Origin of the sequence: Photobacterium damselae subsp. damselae (assembly GCF_038086725.1) — a bacterium.
Classification (GTDB): domain Bacteria; phylum Pseudomonadota; class Gammaproteobacteria; order Enterobacterales; family Vibrionaceae; genus Photobacterium; species Photobacterium damselae.
This window is the reverse complement of sequence record NZ_CP146970.1, coordinates 2,793,542-2,814,650: the sequence shown is the minus strand read 5'-3', so window position 1 is coordinate 2,814,650 and position 21,109 is coordinate 2,793,542. Positions and strand designations below refer to the sequence as shown.

Annotated in this window: 22 protein-coding genes and 9 tRNA genes; 6 read left to right on the top strand and 25 right to left on the bottom strand. The window is 43.3% G+C overall.

Annotation, left to right across the window (positions count from 1 at the left end):
• Positions 1–284: 284 nt before the first annotated feature.
• The 12 genes from WAX86_RS12830 to mutY form a co-directional block, all read right to left on the bottom strand.
• Entirely contained in the window at positions 285–764 is a 480-nt protein-coding gene (locus WAX86_RS12830; protein ID WP_341488878.1) for a hypothetical protein, read from the bottom strand.
• A gap of 249 nt (positions 765–1,013) precedes the next feature.
• Positions 1,014–1,089: transfer RNA gene (locus WAX86_RS12825), tRNA-Thr, on the bottom strand.
• Positions 1,090–1,141: 52 nt separating this feature from the next.
• Positions 1,142–1,217 (bottom strand) — tRNA-Asn (locus tag WAX86_RS12820).
• Positions 1,218–1,221: 4 nt separating this feature from the next.
• Positions 1,222–1,297 (bottom strand) — tRNA-Phe (locus WAX86_RS12815).
• A 57-nt stretch (positions 1,298–1,354) separates the two neighbouring features.
• Positions 1,355–1,430: transfer RNA gene (locus tag WAX86_RS12810), tRNA-Thr, on the bottom strand.
• Between the two features lie 52 nt (positions 1,431–1,482).
• A tRNA-Asn gene (locus tag WAX86_RS12805) sits at positions 1,483–1,558 on the bottom strand.
• Between the two features lie 4 nt (positions 1,559–1,562).
• Positions 1,563–1,638 (bottom strand) — tRNA-Phe (locus tag WAX86_RS12800).
• Positions 1,639–1,695: 57 nt separating this feature from the next.
• Positions 1,696–1,771, bottom strand: a tRNA-Thr gene (locus WAX86_RS12795).
• A gap of 52 nt (positions 1,772–1,823) precedes the next feature.
• Positions 1,824–1,899: transfer RNA gene (locus WAX86_RS12790), tRNA-Asn, on the bottom strand.
• Between the two features lie 40 nt (positions 1,900–1,939).
• Positions 1,940–2,015 (bottom strand) — tRNA-Phe (locus WAX86_RS12785).
• Positions 2,016–2,226: 211 nt separating this feature from the next.
• Positions 2,227–2,499: an oxidative damage protection protein gene (locus WAX86_RS12780; RefSeq protein ID WP_005297669.1), complete on the bottom strand. Its 273-nt coding sequence runs from the start codon at positions 2,497–2,499 to the stop codon at positions 2,227–2,229.
• A gap of 113 nt (positions 2,500–2,612) precedes the next feature.
• A complete protein-coding gene (mutY, locus tag WAX86_RS12775; RefSeq protein WP_341488877.1) occupies positions 2,613–3,683 on the bottom strand; it encodes an A/G-specific adenine glycosylase in 1,071 nt (356 codons plus the stop codon).
• A 207-nt stretch (positions 3,684–3,890) separates the two neighbouring features.
• Between mutY and trmB the strand changes: the two genes are divergently transcribed.
• The 3 genes from trmB (at position 3,891) to WAX86_RS12760 (ending at position 6,117) form a co-directional block, all read left to right on the top strand.
• Complete coding sequence (gene trmB, locus WAX86_RS12770) at positions 3,891–4,628, top strand: tRNA (guanosine(46)-N7)-methyltransferase TrmB (RefSeq protein ID WP_005297673.1); 738 nt, start codon at positions 3,891–3,893, stop codon at positions 4,626–4,628.
• 118 nt (positions 4,629–4,746) lie between these two features.
• On the top strand, positions 4,747–5,667 hold the full coding sequence (glsB, locus tag WAX86_RS12765; protein ID WP_065170687.1) for a glutaminase B: 921 nt from the start codon (positions 4,747–4,749) through the stop codon (positions 5,665–5,667).
• 45 nt (positions 5,668–5,712) lie between these two features.
• Entirely contained in the window at positions 5,713–6,117 is a 405-nt protein-coding gene (locus WAX86_RS12760) for a DUF2884 family protein (protein WP_050787742.1), read from the top strand.
• 72 nt (positions 6,118–6,189) lie between these two features.
• Here the strand turns inward: WAX86_RS12760 and hemW are convergent, their stop codons facing one another.
• From hemW to WAX86_RS12730, 6 genes are all read right to left on the bottom strand, one after another.
• Positions 6,190–7,350: a radical SAM family heme chaperone HemW gene (gene hemW / locus WAX86_RS12755; protein WP_341488876.1), complete on the bottom strand. Its 1,161-nt coding sequence runs from the start codon at positions 7,348–7,350 to the stop codon at positions 6,190–6,192.
• Positions 7,350–7,943 carry an XTP/dITP diphosphatase gene (locus tag WAX86_RS12750; protein ID WP_044174415.1) on the bottom strand — a complete coding sequence of 198 codons (594 nt, stop codon included), beginning with the start codon at positions 7,941–7,943 and terminating at the stop codon, positions 7,350–7,352. Before WAX86_RS12750 ends, hemW begins: the two co-directional genes overlap by 1 nt.
• Positions 7,944–8,044: 101 nt before the next feature.
• Positions 8,045–8,344 (bottom strand): DUF167 family protein YggU, encoded by a 300-nt coding sequence (yggU, locus tag WAX86_RS12745; protein WP_036763214.1) that lies wholly within the window; start codon positions 8,342–8,344, stop codon positions 8,045–8,047.
• Positions 8,341–8,898 (bottom strand): YggT family protein, encoded by a 558-nt coding sequence (locus WAX86_RS12740; protein WP_005297682.1) that lies wholly within the window; start codon positions 8,896–8,898, stop codon positions 8,341–8,343. The genes yggU and WAX86_RS12740 overlap by 4 nt, the downstream gene beginning before the upstream one ends.
• 11 nt (positions 8,899–8,909) lie before the next feature.
• Positions 8,910–9,728, bottom strand: a complete 819-nt coding sequence (proC, locus tag WAX86_RS12735) for a pyrroline-5-carboxylate reductase (RefSeq protein ID WP_005297684.1) — start codon at positions 9,726–9,728, stop codon at positions 8,910–8,912.
• A 15-nt stretch (positions 9,729–9,743) separates the two neighbouring features.
• On the bottom strand, positions 9,744–10,445 hold the full coding sequence (locus WAX86_RS12730) for a YggS family pyridoxal phosphate-dependent enzyme (RefSeq protein WP_341488875.1): 702 nt from the start codon (positions 10,443–10,445) through the stop codon (positions 9,744–9,746).
• Between the two features lie 22 nt (positions 10,446–10,467).
• Between WAX86_RS12730 and WAX86_RS12725 the strand changes: the two genes are divergently transcribed.
• Positions 10,468–11,502: a type IV pilus twitching motility protein PilT gene (locus WAX86_RS12725; protein WP_005297689.1), complete on the top strand. Its 1,035-nt coding sequence runs from the start codon at positions 10,468–10,470 to the stop codon at positions 11,500–11,502.
• A gap of 11 nt (positions 11,503–11,513) precedes the next feature.
• On the top strand, positions 11,514–12,620 hold the full coding sequence (locus WAX86_RS12720; RefSeq protein WP_005297691.1) for a PilT/PilU family type 4a pilus ATPase: 1,107 nt from the start codon (positions 11,514–11,516) through the stop codon (positions 12,618–12,620).
• A 327-nt stretch (positions 12,621–12,947) separates the two neighbouring features.
• Here WAX86_RS12720 and ruvX read toward each other — a convergent pair whose 3' ends face one another.
• From ruvX to metK, 7 genes are all read right to left on the bottom strand, one after another.
• The gene (gene ruvX, locus WAX86_RS12715; protein WP_005297693.1) at positions 12,948–13,373 is read right to left on the bottom strand and encodes a Holliday junction resolvase RuvX; all 426 of its coding nucleotides are present in this window, start codon (positions 13,371–13,373) and stop codon (positions 12,948–12,950) included.
• Complete coding sequence (locus WAX86_RS12710; protein WP_341488874.1) at positions 13,370–13,933, bottom strand: YqgE/AlgH family protein; 564 nt, start codon at positions 13,931–13,933, stop codon at positions 13,370–13,372. Before WAX86_RS12710 ends, ruvX begins: the two co-directional genes overlap by 4 nt.
• A gap of 153 nt (positions 13,934–14,086) precedes the next feature.
• On the bottom strand, positions 14,087–15,034 hold the full coding sequence (gshB, locus tag WAX86_RS12705; protein WP_341488873.1) for a glutathione synthase: 948 nt from the start codon (positions 15,032–15,034) through the stop codon (positions 14,087–14,089).
• 20 nt (positions 15,035–15,054) lie between these two features.
• Complete coding sequence (gene rsmE / locus WAX86_RS12700) at positions 15,055–15,786, bottom strand: 16S rRNA (uracil(1498)-N(3))-methyltransferase (RefSeq protein WP_044174434.1); 732 nt, start codon at positions 15,784–15,786, stop codon at positions 15,055–15,057.
• 131 nt (positions 15,787–15,917) lie between these two features.
• Positions 15,918–16,622, bottom strand: coding sequence for a deoxyribonuclease I (endA, locus tag WAX86_RS12695; protein WP_005297700.1), 705 nt, complete (start codon positions 16,620–16,622; stop codon positions 15,918–15,920).
• Between the two features lie 130 nt (positions 16,623–16,752).
• Positions 16,753–17,235 carry a SprT family zinc-dependent metalloprotease gene (locus tag WAX86_RS12690; protein WP_341488872.1) on the bottom strand — a complete coding sequence of 161 codons (483 nt, stop codon included), beginning with the start codon at positions 17,233–17,235 and terminating at the stop codon, positions 16,753–16,755.
• 102 nt (positions 17,236–17,337) lie between these two features.
• Positions 17,338–18,492: a methionine adenosyltransferase gene (gene metK / locus WAX86_RS12685; protein ID WP_069531140.1), complete on the bottom strand. Its 1,155-nt coding sequence runs from the start codon at positions 18,490–18,492 to the stop codon at positions 17,338–17,340.
• Positions 18,493–18,909: 417 nt separating this feature from the next.
• On the opposite strand from metK, the gene tkt reads away from it, so the two are divergent.
• Entirely contained in the window at positions 18,910–20,922 is a 2,013-nt protein-coding gene (gene tkt / locus WAX86_RS12680) for a transketolase (RefSeq protein WP_005297704.1), read from the top strand.
• Positions 20,923–21,109: the final 187 nt, after the last annotated feature.

The window sequence follows — 21,109 nt, the reverse complement described above, 5'->3', positions numbered from 1 at the left end:
TTTTGCTCTTTTTGCTGGAATTTTAAACTTAATTGCGTGATTTATTACTGCTATTTGAAAATGTTAACCTTATTTGTAAGAGATTTTATAGGGTGGATTTAATCGAAAATAGGGTGTTTTATTTCCAGTTTTTAGCCGATTTCGTTAAGGCCGGGTGATGGATAGAAAAAAGAGTCTAATAGAAATCTATTTTGAGAGTCGTAACTCAGTTAAATAACTGGGCGGGGAGCTTTTAATGTCTGTTTTATTGAACTCGAAAAGCAGAAAGATTGCCCTATCTGTCGCTAATGAATCGAAAGAGTCCAAGAGTAAAATGGATCGGGAAGGATTAATTTGGCCTGATAGATATTGCTGGCTGCATCATGTTGAGAAAAAGAGCGGATAGTCAGCCATGGACTGTATTGCTGTTGAAGCAGCCGGATCAATGTTACTCCCCAAACCTCAGGTAAGTGATTATCCTCCGTTAAAATTAACTCAGTAAAAATGACTTCTTGCTGATAATAATTATGAACTTGAAACCAGATTCGATCTCCTGCAAAAGTTTGGAGTTTGCTGGCAATTAAGTAGCCATGATCTGAATTACTATGATCTAAGGAGTTAGGCTCTAAGAACTCCAGGCCGTAGGTCGGTTGAGCCAAAGGGGGCGAGGGGAGTTGATGGCGATTTAAGGTATCCGTTTCTATGTTTATCTCAGTCGAGAATGCCCTACTTACCGTTGAATTTAAGATAAGTAATAAAGAACAGAGTAAAGTCGTTAGGTTCATAGCTGTTGTCTATGATGAATAAATGATGGTGACAGTTTGCAAATACGTACTGAAATTAGAAGCTTAGCTTAACAATATAGATTTAAATTGAGAGGTCGCTTGAAGCAATGGGGTGGGTGATGAGTATGATAGCACCGTAATTGTTATCTCGCTCGCACTGATATTTCCCTGTAATTTTGGATATACCATCATAATGGATTTTGCTGAGATGAAAAAAAACCTCATCAGATGATGAGGTTTCTTAATAGATGGTGCCGACTACCGGAGTCGAACTGGTGACCTACTGATTACAAGTCAGTTGCTCTACCTACTGAGCTAAGTCGGCACTAAATCTGTAGATTTCAAGATACTCAAATGAGACATCATAAAATCGAATGTGGCTCCTCCTGCTGGACTTGAACCAGCGACATACGGATTAACAGTCCGCCGTTCTACCGACTGAACTAAGGAGGAATAGTGGTGCCTCGAGGCGGAATCGAACCACCGACACGGGGATTTTCAATCCCCTGCTCTACCGACTGAGCTATCGAGGCAAAAATAGGGGAGGTAAGTCCTCTATTTTGCTCTTACTACAAGAGTAAGAAGAATAATGGTGCCGACTACCGGAGTCGAACTGGTGACCTACTGATTACAAGTCAGTTGCTCTACCTACTGAGCTAAGTCGGCACAAAATTCGTGGATTTCAAGATACTCAAATGAGATATCATAAAATCAAATGTGGCTCCTCCTGCTGGACTTGAACCAGCGACATACGGATTAACAGTCCGCCGTTCTACCGACTGAACTAAGGAGGAATAGTGGTGCCTCGAGGCGGAATCGAACCACCGACACGGGGATTTTCAATCCCCTGCTCTACCGACTGAGCTATCGAGGCAAAAATAGGGGAGGTAAGTCCTCTATTTTGCTCTTACTACAAGAGTAAGAAGAATAATGGTGCCGACTACCGGAGTCGAACTGGTGACCTACTGATTACAAGTCAGTTGCTCTACCTACTGAGCTAAGTCGGCACAAAATTCGTGGATTTCAAGATACTCAAATGAGATATCACAAAATCAAATTTGGCTCCTCCTGCTGGACTTGAACCAGCGACATACGGATTAACAGTCCGCCGTTCTACCGACTGAACTAAGGAGGAATAGTTTGTTGCATCACACATCACTTCGAAAGGGAAGTAATGGTGCCTCGAGGCGGAATCGAACCACCGACACGGGGATTTTCAATCCCCTGCTCTACCGACTGAGCTATCGAGGCAACGGAGCGCTATTAAACGGATTTTCTGGCCTTTCGTCAACCTTTTTTTCGAAAAAAATCAGATTTTCATTTGGTTGCTGAGAAACTAAACAATTACTGACTTAATCGCTGAAAATATCTCGGGTGATTTTTCATGTTCTTAAGTGACTAACGAAAAAACGAGTTAATTTTATCACTGGTTATAAGTGAATTAACTCGTTTTATTGATTATTTATTCGCTTGGTGGGGTGTATCCATCGATAACGACGTCTTTACCTTCAAACAAAAAGTTAACCATTTCTGTTTCAAGCAGCTGACGATGCTCTGGATTCATCATGTTTAACTTTTTCTCATTAATGAGCATGGTTTGTTTTGCTTGCCACTGAGCCCATGCTTCTTTAGAGATATTATCAAAAATGCGTTTACCAATTTCACCTGGGTAAAATTGAAAATCCAAACCATCGGCTTCTTTTTGTAAACGAGTACAGAAAACAGTACGGCTCATAAGATATTCCTTACATGCTACATCTGGTATTTATAATGCTAGTTATACCAGAGTCAGGTTCGATGGGCTATAGCGAAAACTGGGTGCTCACTATAGCGTCGTAGTTAATTGGGTTATCGAGGCAAATCGTAGCTTAAACTGTCCAAAATCTTCTGAACTGGAGCGGCTAATCCCACTTTAGCTGGGTGAGTGAGGCTATACCATTGGCCATTTTCTCGGATCAAATTGGGCTGGTGTTGGATCGTAAAGAGCACAGGAATGATATCGAGATGATAGTGACTAAATGTGTGGCGAAAAGCGGTTAGTTGCTCTTTTTTAACCATGCCATCAGCATCTAACTGTGCGAGAGTCATGCCTAATCTAGATTCGATTAATGGGGTTAGATCTTCATGATCTTGCTGTGGGAAGCACCACAATCCGCCCCAAATACCGCTTTGTGGTCGTTGTTCAAGCCAAACTTTATCACCACATTGAATAATGGCGAACCACGCTTGCTTTTCTGGTTTGGTGGTTTTGGGCTTTTTCCCCGGGAAATCGGTTTGGCGACCTTGCGCTTTTGCTACACACATATCAGCAACAGGACATAACTCGCACTTGGGTTTACTGCGAGTACAAATCATTGCGCCCATATCCATCATGGCTTGGTTATAGCGCTCAACTCCATCGCTTGGTGTATTTTGTTCGGCAATTTGCCATAACTTATTTTCTACGGCTTTTTGCCCAGGCCAACCCTCAATACCATAACAGCGAGATAGGGTACGTTTTACATTGCCATCTAAAATGGGGTGATGTTGTTTTAGTGATAGCGATAAAACGGCTCCCGCTGTTGAACGACCGATACCTGGTAAAGCTTGTACTTGGTCGATATCGGTGGGGAAAATGCCATTATATTGCTCAACAATTACTTGGGCCGCTTTATGTAAATTACGGGCACGGGCGTAATAACCTAACCCTGTCCAAAGGTGAAGCACCTCATCTTGTGGGGCTTGAGCTAAATCTTGAACGGTAGGAAAGTGCACCATAAATCGTTCGAAATACGGGATAACCGTTGCGACTTGGGTTTGCTGCAACATGATCTCAGACAGCCAAACTTTATATGGCGTTTTATTTTGCTGCCAAGGTAGGGTTTTACGACCAAATTTATCGTACCAAGTTAAAATGGCAGTGGAGAAGTTATGACTCATGGGGCTCACTTTACTTTGCGATTCGTGCAAGGCTTATCTATGATGGAAAGACTCAGTTGGTACTGAGGCTTTCTTGTCGGTATTTATTGTAGGTTCTGGGACCAAATTGCATCATAAAGTTGGTTGTTTCGCAATCGATGGGGTTGCACTTAGCCCGTAACTTTGGATAATGCCGCTTCATTTCTTTTTAGTGTGGATAGTAAAAGCATGTGCGAAGATACAAAGAAGTCTGGTGAAGTTACCATGATGGATTTAACCGATGATGGCAAAGTAAAGCGTAAGATTCGTAGCTTTGTTCGTCGTGAAGGCCGTTTAACTAAAGGGCAAGAAGCTGCTCTTGAGAATAACTGGTCTACTATGGGTATTGACTTTGCACCTGAGCTACTAGACTTAAAAGAAGTGTTCGGTCGTGAAGCACCAGTAGTATTGGAAATTGGTTTTGGTATGGGTGCATCGCTAGTTGAGATGGCGAAAAACGCACCAGAGAAAAACTTTATCGGTATCGAAGTACATAGCCCAGGTGTTGGCGCATGTCTAATGGCTGCAGAAGCAGAAGGTTTAACTAACCTACGCGTAATGTGCCACGATGCAGTTGAAGTGTTTGAACACATGCTACCTGAGCAAAGCTTAGATACACTGCAACTGTTCTTCCCTGACCCATGGCATAAAGCGCGTCACCATAAGCGCCGTATCGTACAGCCAGAGTTTGCTCAAATGATCCGTAGCAAATTAAAAATTGGTGGTATTTTCCATATGGCAACAGACTGGGAAAACTACGCAGAACATATGGTTGAAGTTATGGATGCTGCACCAGGTTACCGTAACACGGCGACTGATGGTCCATACATTGAGCGTCCAGAAGATCGTCCGCTAACTAAATTTGAAGCACGTGGTCACCGTTTAGGTCACGGCGTGTGGGATATGAAGTACGCACGTACAGAATAATTAGCCGAAATTACGGTTGCGTGATATCTCGTATGGGAATATAACGTTAGCTGTGTTAGAGCAAGAATTAACGAAAAGCCAGCCTTAGTGTTGGCTTTTTTGTCCTTGGAGAAATGCAATGAAGCCAACTCAAGCGCTACTGAATGAAATCTTAGATGAAGCAAGACCGCTAATCGGCCAGGGAAAAGTCGCCGACTATATTCCAGCTCTTGCTAATGTTCCGGCCAGTAAACTTGGTATTGCGGTTTGTTACAACGATGGTGAGATCATCGAAGCCGGTGATAGCCAAGAAGGATTTTCGATTCAGTCTATTTCTAAAGTATTAGCACTTACTTTGGCAATGACCTTGTATGAGCCTGAAGAAATTTGGACCCGAGTGGGTAAAGAGCCTTCAGGTCATGCTTTTAATTCAATGATCCAGCTTGAATTAGAAAATGGCATTCCACGTAATCCATTCATTAATGCTGGTGCCTTGATTGTGTCTGATTTGCTGCATAGTCGATTATCAGCACCTCAATATCGAATGCTTGAACTGGTGCGTCAATTGTCGCAAAACCCGACGATTATCTATGACAAGATCGTTGCCAGTTCAGAGATGCAGCACAGTGATCGTAACGCCTCAATTGCATATTTAATGCGATCTTTTGGTAATTTTAGCAACGAAGTAATGCCAGTTTTAACCAACTATTTTAGCTATTGTGCTCTTAAAATGAGTTGTGTCGATTTGGCGCGAACCTTTAGTTATTTAGCCAATAAAGGGGTACCGTTAGGTGCAGAACAGGGAATTATAAGCCAAACTCAATGTAAGCAGATGAACGCATTACTTGCAACCTGTGGGCTTTATGATGGTGCTGGCGAATTTGCTTATCGAGTAGGAATGCCTGGTAAATCTGGCGTAGGTGGCGGGATTATTGCAGTGGTACCTGGAGAGATGACTGTCGCTGTGTGGTCTCCTGAATTGGATCACTCGGGCAACTCTTTAGCAGGGACTGCAGTACTGGAGATGTTTGCTGAGCGTGCAGGTCGTTCTATTTTCTAATCGGGCATTTGTGGTTGTCATGCCCATAATGATAAGGGGTATGACATGTTATTTATTGCGCTAAAAGCCATCGTCGTTCAGATTGGAATCATTGCGATTTTGATGTTTCCTAAATGGTTACAAGCTCAGCCTTGCCAAATTGAGTGGCAAAATGAGATATCTTTGCAAGATGGAAGGGTGAATCTGCAGGGCGGAAATGGGTCTTTTTCGATCACCGAACAAGGTCATTTATACTTTGATGTACATCCGGTTCAGTTAAATTCACAGCAGCAACAGGTATTGAGTGAATATCATCATCTGATTGCGCAAGATCTGCCGTATGTATTGTCGCGTAGCCAAGTGATAGATCAAAAAATCTGTGATATTGGACTGCAAAGACAAGCGCAAGAGCATAAGATCCAGCAATTAATTCCAGCCCTTAAACAGTGGCAAAGTGTTCAAGTTCTATAATTGGGTTTGATTGATTAAAAAGGCGAACGGTGATTCGCCTTTTTATTTGTTACTTTGTTCTAGCGTGCAGTATTACTCATCATCTTCAACAAAGGCTGCTAAAAGATCATTTAAGAATAGTTTGCCATGCTCTGTGATCTGCCAATGAGTATCGCTTTCGGTGAGATAATTTTGCGCCAAAGCCCACTCTATAGCCCCTTGAATGTGGGTTAATGGTAAGCCAGTTCGCGCTACAAAATCTTGCTTTGGACAAGCTTCTAATAAACGAAAACGGTTCATAAAGAACTCAAAAGGACGCTCGTCATTAGCGACTACGGTTTCTTGGTCAAGATAGGCCTTTTCTGGATTTAAATAACCACGGGGATGCTTCACTTTTACGGTACGAACGATACGTCCATCGTCAAAGCTGATTTTGCCGTGAGAGCCACACCCAATCCCTAAATAGTCACCAAAACGCCAGTAGTTAAGATTATGCTGACACTGCTTGCCTGGTTTGCTATAGCCTGAAATCTCATACTGAACGTAGCCCGCATCGGTGAGCATTTTATGGCCTTGCTCGAAGATATCCCATAGATCATCATCATCAGGCAGTGTTGGCGGTTGAGAATAAAATAGGGTGTTGGGCTCAATAGTCAGTTGATACCAAGATAAATGTGGCGGATTTAGCCCAATGGCTTGAGCAAGATCGGCTAAAGCATCATTGATACTTTGATCGGGTAGGCCATGCATAAGATCAATATTAAAGCTATTGAGTCCGGCTTCTGCTGCCAGTTTTGCCGCTGTAATCGCTTCTTGAGCGCCGTGAATTCGACCTAAACGTTTTAATTTCTCATCTTGAAAACTTTGGATTCCAATTGAGATCCGGTTAACGCCAGCTTGTTGATAAGCTTGGAAACGCCCAGCTTCAACTGTACCTGGATTGGCTTCCATCGTAATTTCAATATCATCACTAAAAGGAATGCGAGCTTCGATCCCTTGGAGTAATCGAGCAATTTCCTCCGGTGAGATCAAGCTTGGTGTACCACCACCGATAAAGATCGAATGTAGTTTTCGTTCGCCATGCTCTAAATGGTAAGCAAGGAGATCGGTGCTGAGATCATCGAGTAAGGCATCAATATAATCGAGCTCTGGGATCTCAGCTTTTAGGGCGTGAGAGTTAAAGTCACAATAAGGACACTTTTGCACGCACCATGGAATATGGACATACAAACTGAGCGGTGGTGGTATTAACATTAGGCGTCCTTAAGAGCGGCAAATAACTGCTGTAGTGCTTGTCCGCGATGAGATAATTGCTTTTTACGGGCAGGCTCTAGTTGAGCTGATGAACACTGATCTTCTGGTACCCAGAAAATAGGATCGTAACCAAAACCATTTTCACCCAGACGTTCTGTAAGAATACGACCTTCCCAACGACCATGACAAACTAAAGGGGTTGGATCGTTTTCATGGCGCATCATCACTAATACGCAGTGGAATCGAGCGGTGCGTTGGTCTTCTGGCACATTCTCCATCGCAACTAATAGCTTATCGATATTGGCACTATCAGAGGCATCTTCACCAGCATAGCGTGCAGAATAAATACCAGGAGCACCTTGCAGGTAGTCAACCTCTAAACCTGAATCATCTGCAATGGCTGGAAGCCCGGTCTCTTTAGCGGCGTGACGCGCTTTAATGATGGCATTTTCAATAAATGTCGTACCGGTTTCAGCCACAGAAGAGACATTAAAATCACTTTGGGCCACAACATCGAAACCAAAATCAGACAGCAGATCGGCCATCTCTTTTACTTTACCTTGATTTCCCGTTGCTAATACTAGTTTGCTCATGGGGTAGCCTTGTTATGTCGATTGAATGGGTATGATACAAATAAAAAAGCGAATGCCCAAGGTGGGGATTCGCTTTTGTAAGATAGCGGTAAGTGACTTATCTAGCTATTGAGAAGCTCAGTTATTATGGCTGGCATCTCTCTTGGACTTTCGACTCGAACTTGTTTATGGCGACCTAATTCGCCTTTTTCGATAACGATATGACCCTTAGCAACTTTAAATTGTTTTGATAAGTACTTGGTCAAATGGGCATTCGCTTTTCCGTCTACCGGTGGTGCGGTAATGGCGATTTTCAACTCTTCACCATGAATACCGACGATCTGATCGCGGCTGGCTTTGGGTTGAATATACAGACGAATAATAAGATCGTCTCCCATAAGACTTAACGCTGGACAACTCATAGCTGGAACCAAATAGGTCCAATTAAATCACCCATTAGGTAATTTGCAAACTGCAGAGCTAAAAAGAGCACAAGAACGCTTAAATCTAGACCACCCATTGCAGGAATAACGCGACGAATAGGGGCTGTTAGCGGCTCAGTTAATTGATGCATTACATATTCAATTGGACTGCGGCCTTGGCTCACCCAGCTCATAATAGCGCGGATTAATAGTACCCAAAATAGTAAACCACCTGCGGCTTTGATCATAGAAAGTAGACCAATCCATAGGAAGTCAGGACTAAATAGCATGTTGCCGCCAGTGAAAATCATCTGTAGCAGAACAAATTTAAGTACACTAAGCACGTAAGCAAATAGCAGTGTTGCCATATCAACCGAGCCAATAGATGGGATCACTCGGCGCAGCGGTGCAATAACAGGCTGAGTAGCCTTTACGACAAATTGTGAAAACGGATTGTAGAAGTCTGCTCGTGACCATTGAAGCCAGACACGAAGCAACACCACCATGATGTAAAGATTAAATACAGTTTGGACTAGAAAGCCAATTGAGTTCATAGCATAAGACCTTAAAACAGTTGTTCCATTTCTTGTGCGCGAGCGACGGCCGCTTGCATAGCTTGCGCTACAGTATCACTGAGCTGGTGTTGATTAAAAGTAGCAATTGCTTCTGCGGTAGTTCCACCTTTCGATGTTACTTGCTCTCGCAGTGTGGCAAGGGAAGTTGCAGGGTTTGCTTCTACCATGTGTGCCGCACCTAGTGCTGATTGTTGAACGAGTAGGCGAGCCGTTTCTGGATCAAACCCTTGGCGTATCGCTTCTTGTTCCATAGCTTCCATAAATAGGAAGAAATAAGCCGGCGCACTACCTGCTGCGGCAATCACGCCATTAATGTCAGCTTCTTGGCTAACCCAGCAGACTTTACCAACGGCAGTCAGTAGCTGCTCAGCAAAAGCTTTATCAGCTTGAGCTAATCCATCAACAGCAAATAAGCCGCTCATGCCTTGGCCAATAAGAGCCGGTGTATTTGGCATTACTCGAACCAGATTTAATTGGCAAGCGAGCATTTCGTTGAGGCGAGCTGATGAAACACCTGCGGCAATAGAAATCACCAGTTTATTGCTAAAGTCTACCTTTTGTAGCGGTTTACACACTTCGGCCATAAGCTGAGGTTTAACGGCTAAAACAACCACATCAGCGGCAGCTGCACTAGCAAAGTTGTCGCTACTGGTTTGGACACCGTATTCTTCTGCTAATGGCTGACGACGTGTCGCACTTGGCGCTGTTACGGTAATTTTCTTTGGGTCATAACCACTATTTACCAGTCCGGCAATAATGGATTTAGCCATATTGCCCGCGCCGATAAAAGCGATAGAGCGTTGTGTCATGAGTTAATCCTTAACTTAGTTATAATTGCGAGCGCCAAAAATAGCCGTACCAATACGAACTATGGTGCTACCTGCTGCGATTGCGGCATCCATATCACCACTCATACCCATAGATAATGTATCCAGTTGAGGGTGCAGGGGTTTAAGTTGCTCTAGTGCTTGTGCCAGAGAGCGAAAAGCAGCCAATTGACTCTCGTAGTCATCAGCTTGTTCTGGAATCGACATTAAACCACGTAAAACCAGATTTGGCATTTGAGCGACTTGATTAGCCAGCTCTGCTACTTGTTCAAAGTCCAGACCTGACTTACTTGCCTCTCCGCTGGTATTAATTTGCAGTAATACGTTTAGTGGTGGCAGATCGGTTGGTCGCTGGTCATTGAGTCGTTGAGCAATTTTAAGGCGATCAACTGAATGAACCCAATCAAAATTTTCTGCAACCGGGCGGCTTTTATTTGATTGTAGCGGGCCGATAAAGTGCCAAGTAAGCGCATCGGCTTGAGGATGAGCGCGGAAGTGTTCAATTTTTTCGACACCTTCTTGGACGTAGTTTTCACCAAAAGCAAATTGGCCCGCTTGAATTGCTTCTTCGAGCGCCGCGATTGGTTTGGTTTTACTCACGGCTAGAAGTTGCACAGAATCGGCGGTTCGACCGCATTTTTTTGCTGCAGCATCAATCTCACTGATGACCTGCTCAATATTTTGTTTGATACTAGTCATAATTACGTCTTAAGGAAAAAGTATGGATATCACCGAATTATTAGACTTCAGTGTAAAACATAACGCATCGGATCTGCATCTTTCAGCAGGTGTTCCACCTATGATCCGTGTAGATGGTGATGTACGCAAGTTAAGTTTACCTGCATTAGAGCACTCAGAGGTTCATCGTCTGATTTTTGATATCATGAATGATGCCCAGCGTCGTCAATTTGAAGAAGAGTTGGAAGTCGACTTCTCATTTGAATTACCCGATGTTGGCCGTTTTCGTGTTAACGCCTTTCACCAATCTCGAGGTTGTTCTGCGGTCTTTCGTACTATCCCTATGACCATTCCAACCTTGGAATCTCTGAATGTGCCCGATGTTTTCTACAAAATAGCACAATGTCAGCGTGGATTGGTATTAGTTACAGGGGCTACAGGTTCTGGTAAATCCACCACCATTGCGGCATTGGTTGATTATATTAATGAGCATACCAATCGTCATATCCTCACGATTGAAGATCCAATTGAATTTGTGCATCACAGTAAACGTTGTTTGATTAACCAACGAGAAGTGCATCGTGATACCCACAGTTTTCAAGCCGCTTTGCGTTCGGCATTACGTGAAGATCCCGATGTGATTGTTGTGGGGGAATTGCGTGATCAAGAGACCATCAGTTTAGCGTTAACTGCTGCAGAAACCGGACACTTGGTTTTAGGTACGCTACACACAAGTTCCGCAGCCAAAAGTATTGACCGTATTATCGATGTATTTCCTGGTAGTGATAAATCCATGGTTCGCTCCATGTTATCTGAGTCATTACGTGCAGTGGTTTCCCAAAGTTTGTTGAAATGCATTAGCGGTGGTCGTGTGGCTTCCCATGAGATCATGATGGCAACCCCTGCGATTCGAAATTTGATCCGTGAAGATAAGATTGCTCAGATGTATTCCATGATCCAAACCGGATCGGCAATGGGAATGCAGACAATGGAACAGAGTGTGAAGATGCTGGTTGCCCAAGGACTAGTGGAAGCAGAAGAAGGTCGTCGTATAGTCGACAGTGCCCAACAGATCTAAGAGTTGATGGGATGAAACTACAAGAAATTTTAAATCAGGTTGTTGAACGTAAAGCGTCGGATCTCTATATCACCGTGGATTCTCCGTGCCTATTAAAAGTGGATGGTGTGTTGCATCCCATTGGCGATACGTTAGATCGTACTGGGGTTGATTTACTGTTTGATGAGGCGATGGACAGTGCTTTATATCAAGAGTTTGTTGATACCCGAGAAGCGAATTTTGCTTTAGTTCGGGGCGATTGGCGGTTTCGTGTTAGTGCGTTTTGGCAGCGAGAATTACCCGGCATGGTTGTTCGTCGGATTGAAACCGATATTCCAGATATCTTTAGCCTGAAATTGCCGATGGATATGCAAAAAATGGCTCTAGCTAAACGCGGTTTAGTTTTAGTGGTTGGTGCAACAGGGTCGGGTAAATCGACTTCGATGGCGGCAATGACCGGGTTTCGAAATCAAAATCGCAGTGGCCATATTTTAACGGTTGAAGATCCGATTGAATTTGTCCACAAACACGATAAATGCATAGTGACTCAGCGTGAAGTTGGTCTCGATACTGAGAGTTATGAAGTGGCGCTTAAGAACTCTTTGCGACAAGCGCCTGATATGATCTTAATCGGCGAAATTCGTACGCAAGAGACGATGGAATATGCGATGAATTTTGCAGAAACCGGTCATTTATGTATGGCCACATTGCATGCCAATAATGCTAACCAAGCGTTAGAGCGCATTCTGCATCTGGTACCGAAAGAGCGGCAACATCAGTTTTTGTTTGATTTATCCTTGAACCTTAAATGCATTTTAGCTCAGCAACTTATCCCTGATGCTCATGGTCAAGGACGGCATGCTGCCTTTGAACTGTTAATTAATACACCGCGAGTGGCGGATCTTATTCGTCGTGGTGAACTTTATGAGATCAAAGATGTGATGGCCAAATCAGGTGAATCGGGAATGATGACTTTTGATCAATCGTTGTATGAGTTATTCACTAAAGGTGCCATTACAGAACAAGATGCTCTTCATCATGCGGATTCTCCAAATGATTTACGTTTAATGATCAAAGTAGGGAGTAAAGATAAAACGGCGATCAATGCGTTGGATGGGGTTACGGTAGATTTTAATTAAGGTTCATGATGATCTACTTACTAATAGGTCATCATAGGCTAAAAAGTAAATAAGTTTACAATAAGATATAAGGTATTGAATTTATTATTGTATAAGTTCGATGCCTTTTTTATTGTTCAGCAAATGGGGTTTTTGAGTACAAATAGTCTAAAAGCTGTACAAGCTGTACACAATAGATCTGCTGCGGGTTTGGGGAAGATCAACTCAGAATGTTTAAGGAGTGGTCAGCTTTTGGCTGTAAAGGATGATCTTTGTTGATCAAAAGTGGATTTAAGCAGCAGAAAGAGATCTGCTGCTTAGGAAAAAGATCGGATAAAAATTTGCAGATTAATATTGGTTTTCAAACCAGCTTTCTAAAATGACAACCGCTGACTGTGAGTCAATGTTGCCTTTACTTAGATTACGGTAACCACCAAACTCAAACAGTTCAGCACGAGCTTCTGCTGTTGATAAACGCTCATCGTGGAGTTCTACCTGACAACCAAAACGGCCATGCAGACGATTGGCAAATTTTTTCGCTCGTGGCGTGATGGTTTCGAGTTCATGACCAGACATATCAAGCGGTAGGCCAACGACGACTAAATCTGGCTGCCACTCTTTTAGAATTTGCTCAATGGCTTCCCAACTTGGAATCCCATCGCGCGCTTTAAGGGCTTTTAATGGTTGAGCGGTACCTGTGATTTCTTGCCCGATAGCAACACCGATACTTTTTGTGCCGTAATCAAAAGCTAATACTGTACGAGATTGACTCATGCGTGTCCTACATCTGTTGAAAGCTGACTGGCAGTAAAGCCCATTTTACTAATGGCGTGCTGCCAGCGTTGATTAAGTGGGGTATTAAAAATGATCTCAGGATCGGCTTCAACGGTTAACCAACTATTTTCTGCCAGTTCTTGCTCTAATTGTCCCGCATCCCAGCCCGCATAACCTAATGCCACCAGAAATTGTTGCGGACCTTGAGAAGATCCTAACTCAGAGAGCACATCAAGCGATGTGGTAAGAGCAAGTTGGTCTGTAATTAAAATACTTGAAGTATAGTTGTGATGGCCTGAATGCAAAACGAAACCACGATCTTCGGAAACAGGCCCGCCATTAAGGACTTGCGCGGTGAGTTTACTTGGCTGAGTGATCAAATAACTTGGTTCTACTTCGATCTTTTCGAACATTTCAGCAATGGATACATCGATAGGTTGGTTGATGATAACGCCCATCGCCCCATCTTCATTATGCTCACAAATATAAATAACCGTTTTTTCAAACAGTGTCTGCTGTAGCGATGGCATCGCAATTAAAAAATGGTTGGTGAGGTTCATGAAGGTTTCCCAAAACACAAATGAGACAGAGTTGTCTTACCGTGTTATTAGTATGCCGAGTCTTAGCCATAATTGGTATTGGTTTTCGATAAAGAATAAAAAACGCAGCAATAAGTGCTGCGTTTGATTGATTTACGAAACTTTGATGAGAGATTAACGGCCAAGTCGGCGTTCAATCGCATCCATCAATTTACCTGTAATTGAGATATCAAATGCCGCTTCGATTTCTCGAATACAGGTTGGGCTCGTTACATTGATTTCAGTTAGCTTATCGCCAATCACATCAAGGCCAACAAAGATAAGGCCTTTTTCTTTGAGTGTTGGGGCTACAGCTTCTGCGATACGACGATCTGTTTCGCTCAGTGGGCGAGCTTCACCACGACCGCCAGCCGCTAGATTACCGCGAGTTTCCCCTTTAGCAGGAATACGCGCTAGGCAGTATGGCATTGGTTCACCATCAACCACTAAGATACGCTTATCACCATTACTGATATCTGGAACAAAGGTTTGTGCCATACAGTAATTTTGTCCCATGTTTGTTAGGGTCTCGATGATAACCGAAACGTTTGGATCACCATTCATTACGCGGAAAATAGAAGAGCCACCCATACCATCAAGCGGTTTTAAGATCACATCACCGTGTTGCTGGTGGAAAGCTTTGATCTTATCGGCACGGCGCGTCACCATAGTGGTTGGCGTTAGCTCTGGGAACCAAGCGGTAAAAAGTTTTTCGTTACAATCACGTAAGCTTTGAGGCTTATTGACGATAAGTGTACCTTCAACTTCTGCACGCTCTAAGATATATGTTGCGTAGATGTATTCGGTATCAAATGGAGGATCTTTACGCATTAAAACGGCATCTAGTTCAGATAGCGCGATCTCTTGCTCTGATTGGAATTCAAACCAACCATTTGGATCTTCTTTTAAGCTAACCACACGAGTACGCGCAACCGCTTGACCTTGCTCTAATGACAAGTCATTCATTTCCATGTAGTGGATTTCCCAGCCGCGGCGCTGAGCTTCCATCATCATAGCAAAGCTTGAATCTTTCTTGATATTGATAGACTCGATAGGGTCCATCACAATACCCAGTTTGATCATTAGTATCTCCTTGTTGTGGATTAGCCTAAATCACCAAAGCGAACTTGCAGTGCGGTGATGGCTGTCATTGCTGCGGTCTCAGTTCGTAATACGCGAGGACCTAGCAATATCTCATCAAAGTTATAATTTTCTGTCATATCGATTTCATCACTAGAGAGGCCGCCTTCTGGGCCAATTAAGAGACGAACATCAGTAACAGGTGTTGGCAGAGTATTAATTGAGTATTTCGCTCGAGGATGAAGATTCAGTTTCAACCCGGAAAATTCTTCTGCACACCAGTCTTCTAATTTCATAATTGGGCGGATCTCAGGGACCACATTACGGCCACTCTGTTCACACGCAGCAATCGCAATTTTTTGCCATTGCGCCAGTTTTTTATCAAAACGTTCGCCGTTAAGTTTTACGCCACAACGTTCAGAAATCAGTGGGGTAATGGTATTTACGCCTAATTCGACCGACTTTTGAATGGTAAATTCCATTTTTTCGCCACGAGAGACAACCTGACCTAAATGGATATTCAGTGGCGACTCAATGCTGCATTCAATACGTTGTTGGATTTCAACTTCAACGTTCTTTTTACTGGCATTGGTGATGATCGCGGGAAATTCAGCATTACTTCCATCAAACAGCATGATTTCTTGACCTGCTTGCATTCGCATAACGCGACCAACATGGTTTGCCGCATCGTCACTCAACATAACTGAGCCTTGGCTTGGTAACGATTCTGGGTGGTAAATACGTGGAATTCTCATGAGGCGCTGATCAACCTATGTTTATAATCTTGTTAAGGGATAAATAGTATCACGAATCACAACAGATCAAATCGTAATGGTAAAGAATAAAACACCCAGTGAGTGTGGGGCTCACTGGGTTGTTGTTTCAATTATAATTTAGCGGTTTGACAGGCGTTGTGTACAAATGGGTTGTGATTACCTTGAATTTTTGCAATTTCACGGTCACGTTGGCATTCCCACGCTGTCACTGGATACATTTTATCCCAGGCTTCCATCAGGCGTCGTTGCTGTTTTGATAGGTTAAATTTGTATTTGTTGTTCATATATAGATAGGTACGAGCAATGGCTCCACGGGCTCGTGTTGGTGGATCGGCTCGACGACCTTTAAAGTCAATTTTCATTTCACATTGACCATAATAAGCGCCTTCATTGCCATTCCACGGCATAAATTGGAAATTAGAACGATCGCCGTTGACTTCACCAATAGCTGGGGTCAAGTTATGCAGATCCGACTCCATTTTTTTGAATGTTTTATCTTTGCCACACTCTTTGCGTCCGCCATTTTGCCAACACTGTAATTGGTGACCAAATTGCCATGCTGGAACAACATGCTCCCACTCAATTCGGTTTGCTCGTTTTTCCTGTTTACGGACTTGATAGCCACAACTTTCAAGGTCGGGCACCATTTTTTTACCCTGCCATTTAATATCACAGCCACAGTAAAACGTAATGGGATGCTCTTGGTATAGCTCAGAAGCGACACGCTTAGCGCTGGAGAAGTTAGCGGGTGCTTTGGCAAATGCTGTAAGCGGTAATAGTGCGCCGAGTACCAACAAGCGCAGGGATGGTCTCATATCCGGTCCTTTTACTTATTTAATGCGAGTGATATCACATCAAGATGTATTGTGAGTTAGCACAATTACACCATAAAAGAGGATAGATCGCGTTATAAATAAGTAAGTTTGCGATTTATTCTAGTGATTTCTATTGGCGGGCTTTGAGTGGTTGTTTGCAACTTCGGCAGTGATATACCGCTTGTTGGCGCTGAATTTTATTATGACGACGAATACTCAATTGATGCTCTTGGCACTGGCAATCGTAGAGATAGATTCGACCTTGAACTGAAGAAACATCAAAACTGTGGGTGGCTTGAGCGGGAATATTAAACACTTGAGTCATGATTAATTGCCACTCTCGACCATGGGGTTTTACTCGACCAAACAGTTTAAATACGATGAGGTGAGCAATCTCATGGGGGACAACATGATTAATAAAAGCGTCAGGATTTTCTTGTAATAGCACCGGATTAAACCGTACTTCCCAGCTCTGCAGTCGGGCACTACCGGCAATCTTACCGCGCTGGGTAAAGGTGACTTTAGGGACTGAAAAATGCTTTTGCAATCGAGTATTGGCGTGCTGAATACAATGAGTAACTTGGGCAATGATCTGTTGTTGTAGAGCTGACATACGATGAAGTGAAAAGGGGAGACACTTGATTAGAATAAATCAATTTAATGCAAAAAGGGAGCTCGCAAGCTCCCTTTTAAATTTGGGTCTTTAACGGCTGACTTAGCTTAATTTAGCGAAGTCACGCAGCGCTGCAACTTTATCTGTTTTTTCCCAAGGGAACTCTTCACGGCCAAAGTGACCGTATGCTGCAGTCTTCTTATAAATAGGCTGAAGAAGATTTAGCATCTCTTGTAGGCCGTATGGGCGTAGGTCAAAGTGCTGACGTACTGCTTCGATGATGATCTCTTGTGCTACTTTTTCAGTACCAAAAGTTTCTACCATGATAGATGTTGGATCTGCCACACCGATTGCGTAAGAAAGCTGGATTTCACAGCGATCTGCCATGCCTGCCGCAACGATATTTTTCGCAACATAACGAGCAGCATAAGCAGCACTACGGTCAACTTTTGATGGATCTTTACCAGAGAATGCACCGCCACCGTGACGAGCTGCACCGCCGTATGTATCAACGATGATCTTACGACCTGTTAGACCACAGTCACCCATTGGTCCACCGATAACGAAGCGACCTGTTGGGTTGATGAAATACTTAGTATCACGGCTTAACCATTCAGCAGGTAGGACTGGCTTAATGATCTCTTCCATTACCGCTTCACGAAGATCCGGTGTTGAGATTGAATCGCTATGCTGAGTAGAAAGCACTACTGCATCGATACCTACAATCTTACCGTTGTCGTATTGGAACGTTACCTGAGATTTAGCATCAGGACGAAGCCATGGTAGGGTACCATTCTTACGTACTTCTGCTTGACGCTGCATTAGTAGGTGAGAATAAGTAATAGGAGCTGGCATTAGCACATCAGTTTCGTTAGTTGCATAACCAAACATAATACCTTGGTCACCAGCACCTTGTTCTTTAGGATCTGTCTTATCAACACCTTGGTTAATATCTGGTGATTGCTTACCGATGGTGTTTAAGATAGCGCAAGAGTTTGCATCAAAGCCCATATCCGAATGAACATAACCAATTTCACGAACAGTTTCGCGAGTCAGTTCTTCAATATCAACCCAAGCAGAAGTAGTGATCTCACCACCAACCATCACCATACCGGTTTTTACGTAAGTCTCACACGCCACACGTGCTTTCGGGTCTTGTTCTAAAATTGCATCTAGTACCGCATCTGAGATTTGGTCTGCGATTTTATCAGGATGACCTTCTGATACTGATTCAGAAGTAAACAGGTGTTTAGCCATGAAAGATCTCACTTTTTTATTTCTTAAATAAGGTAACTAGGTAGCGTTTTACTGTGAACTCTTACTTAGCAGTAGTGACGTATGTATGGTTATACGTTTAGAGCTACCTCCGTCTAGACGTCTATAATACGCAGAATCGAGATAAAATCAACAACACAAACTGTGGGGAAAAGAGAAAGGAGTAGGAATAAGTGTCAGGTTTAGTTTCCAATAGATAAAAGCAAACGATTACTTAACTGTTTGGTTATTCGCGCTAATTTAATAAAAATGTTGCTAGTTGTCTGAAAATGTACCGATTTTTTACAGGAAATCGTTTGCAGTGGTGAAATGGGTTTGCGACAATATTGCACCGTTGATGAAGGGAAATAAGATCATTTTTCTTCTTTTATATAAGTCTAGGTATTTCTTGGAGCAGACATGACTTCTAGCAACGCGATTTCTCGTAAACAGTTGGCTAATGCAATCCGCGCATTGAGCATGGATGGGGTTCAACAGGCAAATTCTGGTCACCCTGGTGCGCCTATGGGTATGGCTGATATCGCTGAAGTTTTATGGCGTGGTCATATGAACCATAACCCGCAAAACCCAAATTGGGCTGATCGCGACCGTTTTATCCTATCAAACGGTCATGGTTCTATGCTTATCTACTCTCTGCTTCATTTAACAGGTTACGATCTAGCTATCGATGATCTGAAAAACTTCCGTCAACTGCATTCAAAAACGCCTGGTCACCCAGAATACGGTTATGCACCAGGTGTTGAAACAACAACAGGTCCTCTAGGCCAAGGTATTACTAATGCTGTAGGTATGGCATTAGCTGAAAAAGCATTGGCTGCACAATTTAACCGCGAAGGTCATGATATTGTTGACCACCACACATATGTGTTTATGGGCGACGGTTGTATGATGGAAGGCGTTTCTCATGAAGCGTGTTCTCTAGCAGGTACTCTAGGTCTTGGTAAATTGATCGCATTTTGGGATGACAACGGTATTTCTATCGATGGTCATGTTGAAGGTTGGTTCTCTGACGATACGCCAAAACGTTTTGAAGCATACGGCTGGCATGTTATCCCTGCTGTTGATGGTCATGATGCTGAAGCAATCAATGCTGCAATTGAAGCGGCAAAAGCAGAAACTACACGTCCAACACTGATTTGTACGAAAACCATCATCGGCTTTGGTTCACCAAATAAAGCAGGTTCTCACGACTGTCACGGTGCACCACTAGGCGCTGAAGAGATTAAAGCGGCTCGTGAATTCCTTGGCTGGGAACACGGCCCATTTGAAATTCCTGCTGATATTTATGCTCAGTGGGACGCAAAAGAAGCGGGTAGTGCAAAAGAAGTTGCTTGGGATGAAAAATTTGCGGCATATGCTGCACAATACCCAGAATTAGCGGCTGAGTTTAAGCGTCGTGTTAATGGCGAACTACCTGCAAACTGGGAAGAAGCAACCTCGGCAATCATCGCTGATCTGCAAGCAAACCCAGCGAATATTGCTTCTCGTAAAGCATCACAGAACGCACTAGAAGCATTTGGTAAATTACTGCCAGAATTTATGGGTGGTTCGGCTGACCTTGCACCATCAAACCTAACTATGTGGTCGGGCTCTAAAGCTTTAACCGCTGATGATGCATCGGGTAACTACATTCACTACGGTGTGCGTGAATTTGGTATGACTGCGATTATCAATGGTATGGCTCTGCACGGTGGCTTCGTACCATACGGTGCAACATTCCTAATGTTCATGGAATACGCTCGTAACGCAATGCGCATGGCTGCACTAATGAAAGTGCAAAACATCCAAGTTTACACACACGACTCTATCGGTTTGGGCGAAGATGGCCCAACACACCAACCGGTTGAACAAATTGCTTCTCTGCGTTTAACACCAAACATGAGCACATGGCGTCCGTGTGACCAAGTTGAATCAGCTGTTGCTTGGAAATTTGCTATCGAGCGTAAAGATGGCCCAACTGCACTTATCTTCTCTCGCCAAAACCTAGCTCAACAAGAGCGTGATGCTCAGCAATTAGCAGACATCACAAAAGGCGGTTATGTGCTTAAAGATTGTGATGGCAAGCCAGAGTTAATTCTGATTGCAACGGGTTCTGAAGTTGAACTTGCAACAGAGGCTTATGCTCTACTTACTGCTGAAGGTCGTAAAGTACGCGTTGTCTCTATGCCAGCAACCGATGTATTTGACAAGCAAGATGCTGCTTACCGTGAATCTGTACTACCATCTGATGTAACTGCCCGTATCGCTGTTGAAGCTGGCATTGCAGACTTCTGGTACAAATATGTTGGTTTTGAAGGCCGCATCATTGGTATGACATCATTTGGTGAATCAGCGCCAGCCGATCAACTGTTTAAGCTATTTGGTTTTACCGTAGAAAACGTGGTTGATACTGCAAAAGAGCTACTTGCTTAATTAAATCGCACTTAAATTGTTGACCAAGGCGAGATCTGTGTCTCAAAAGTGATACGATTTATTTCGCTGAGTGAAAAAAAGGGCCTGAGAATGGGCCCTTTTTTTATCTATTTGTAGAAATAAAAGACATAATTGGTCACTGAAATTGCATTTTTTACATATTTTTAAACTATAACTTATTGATTCT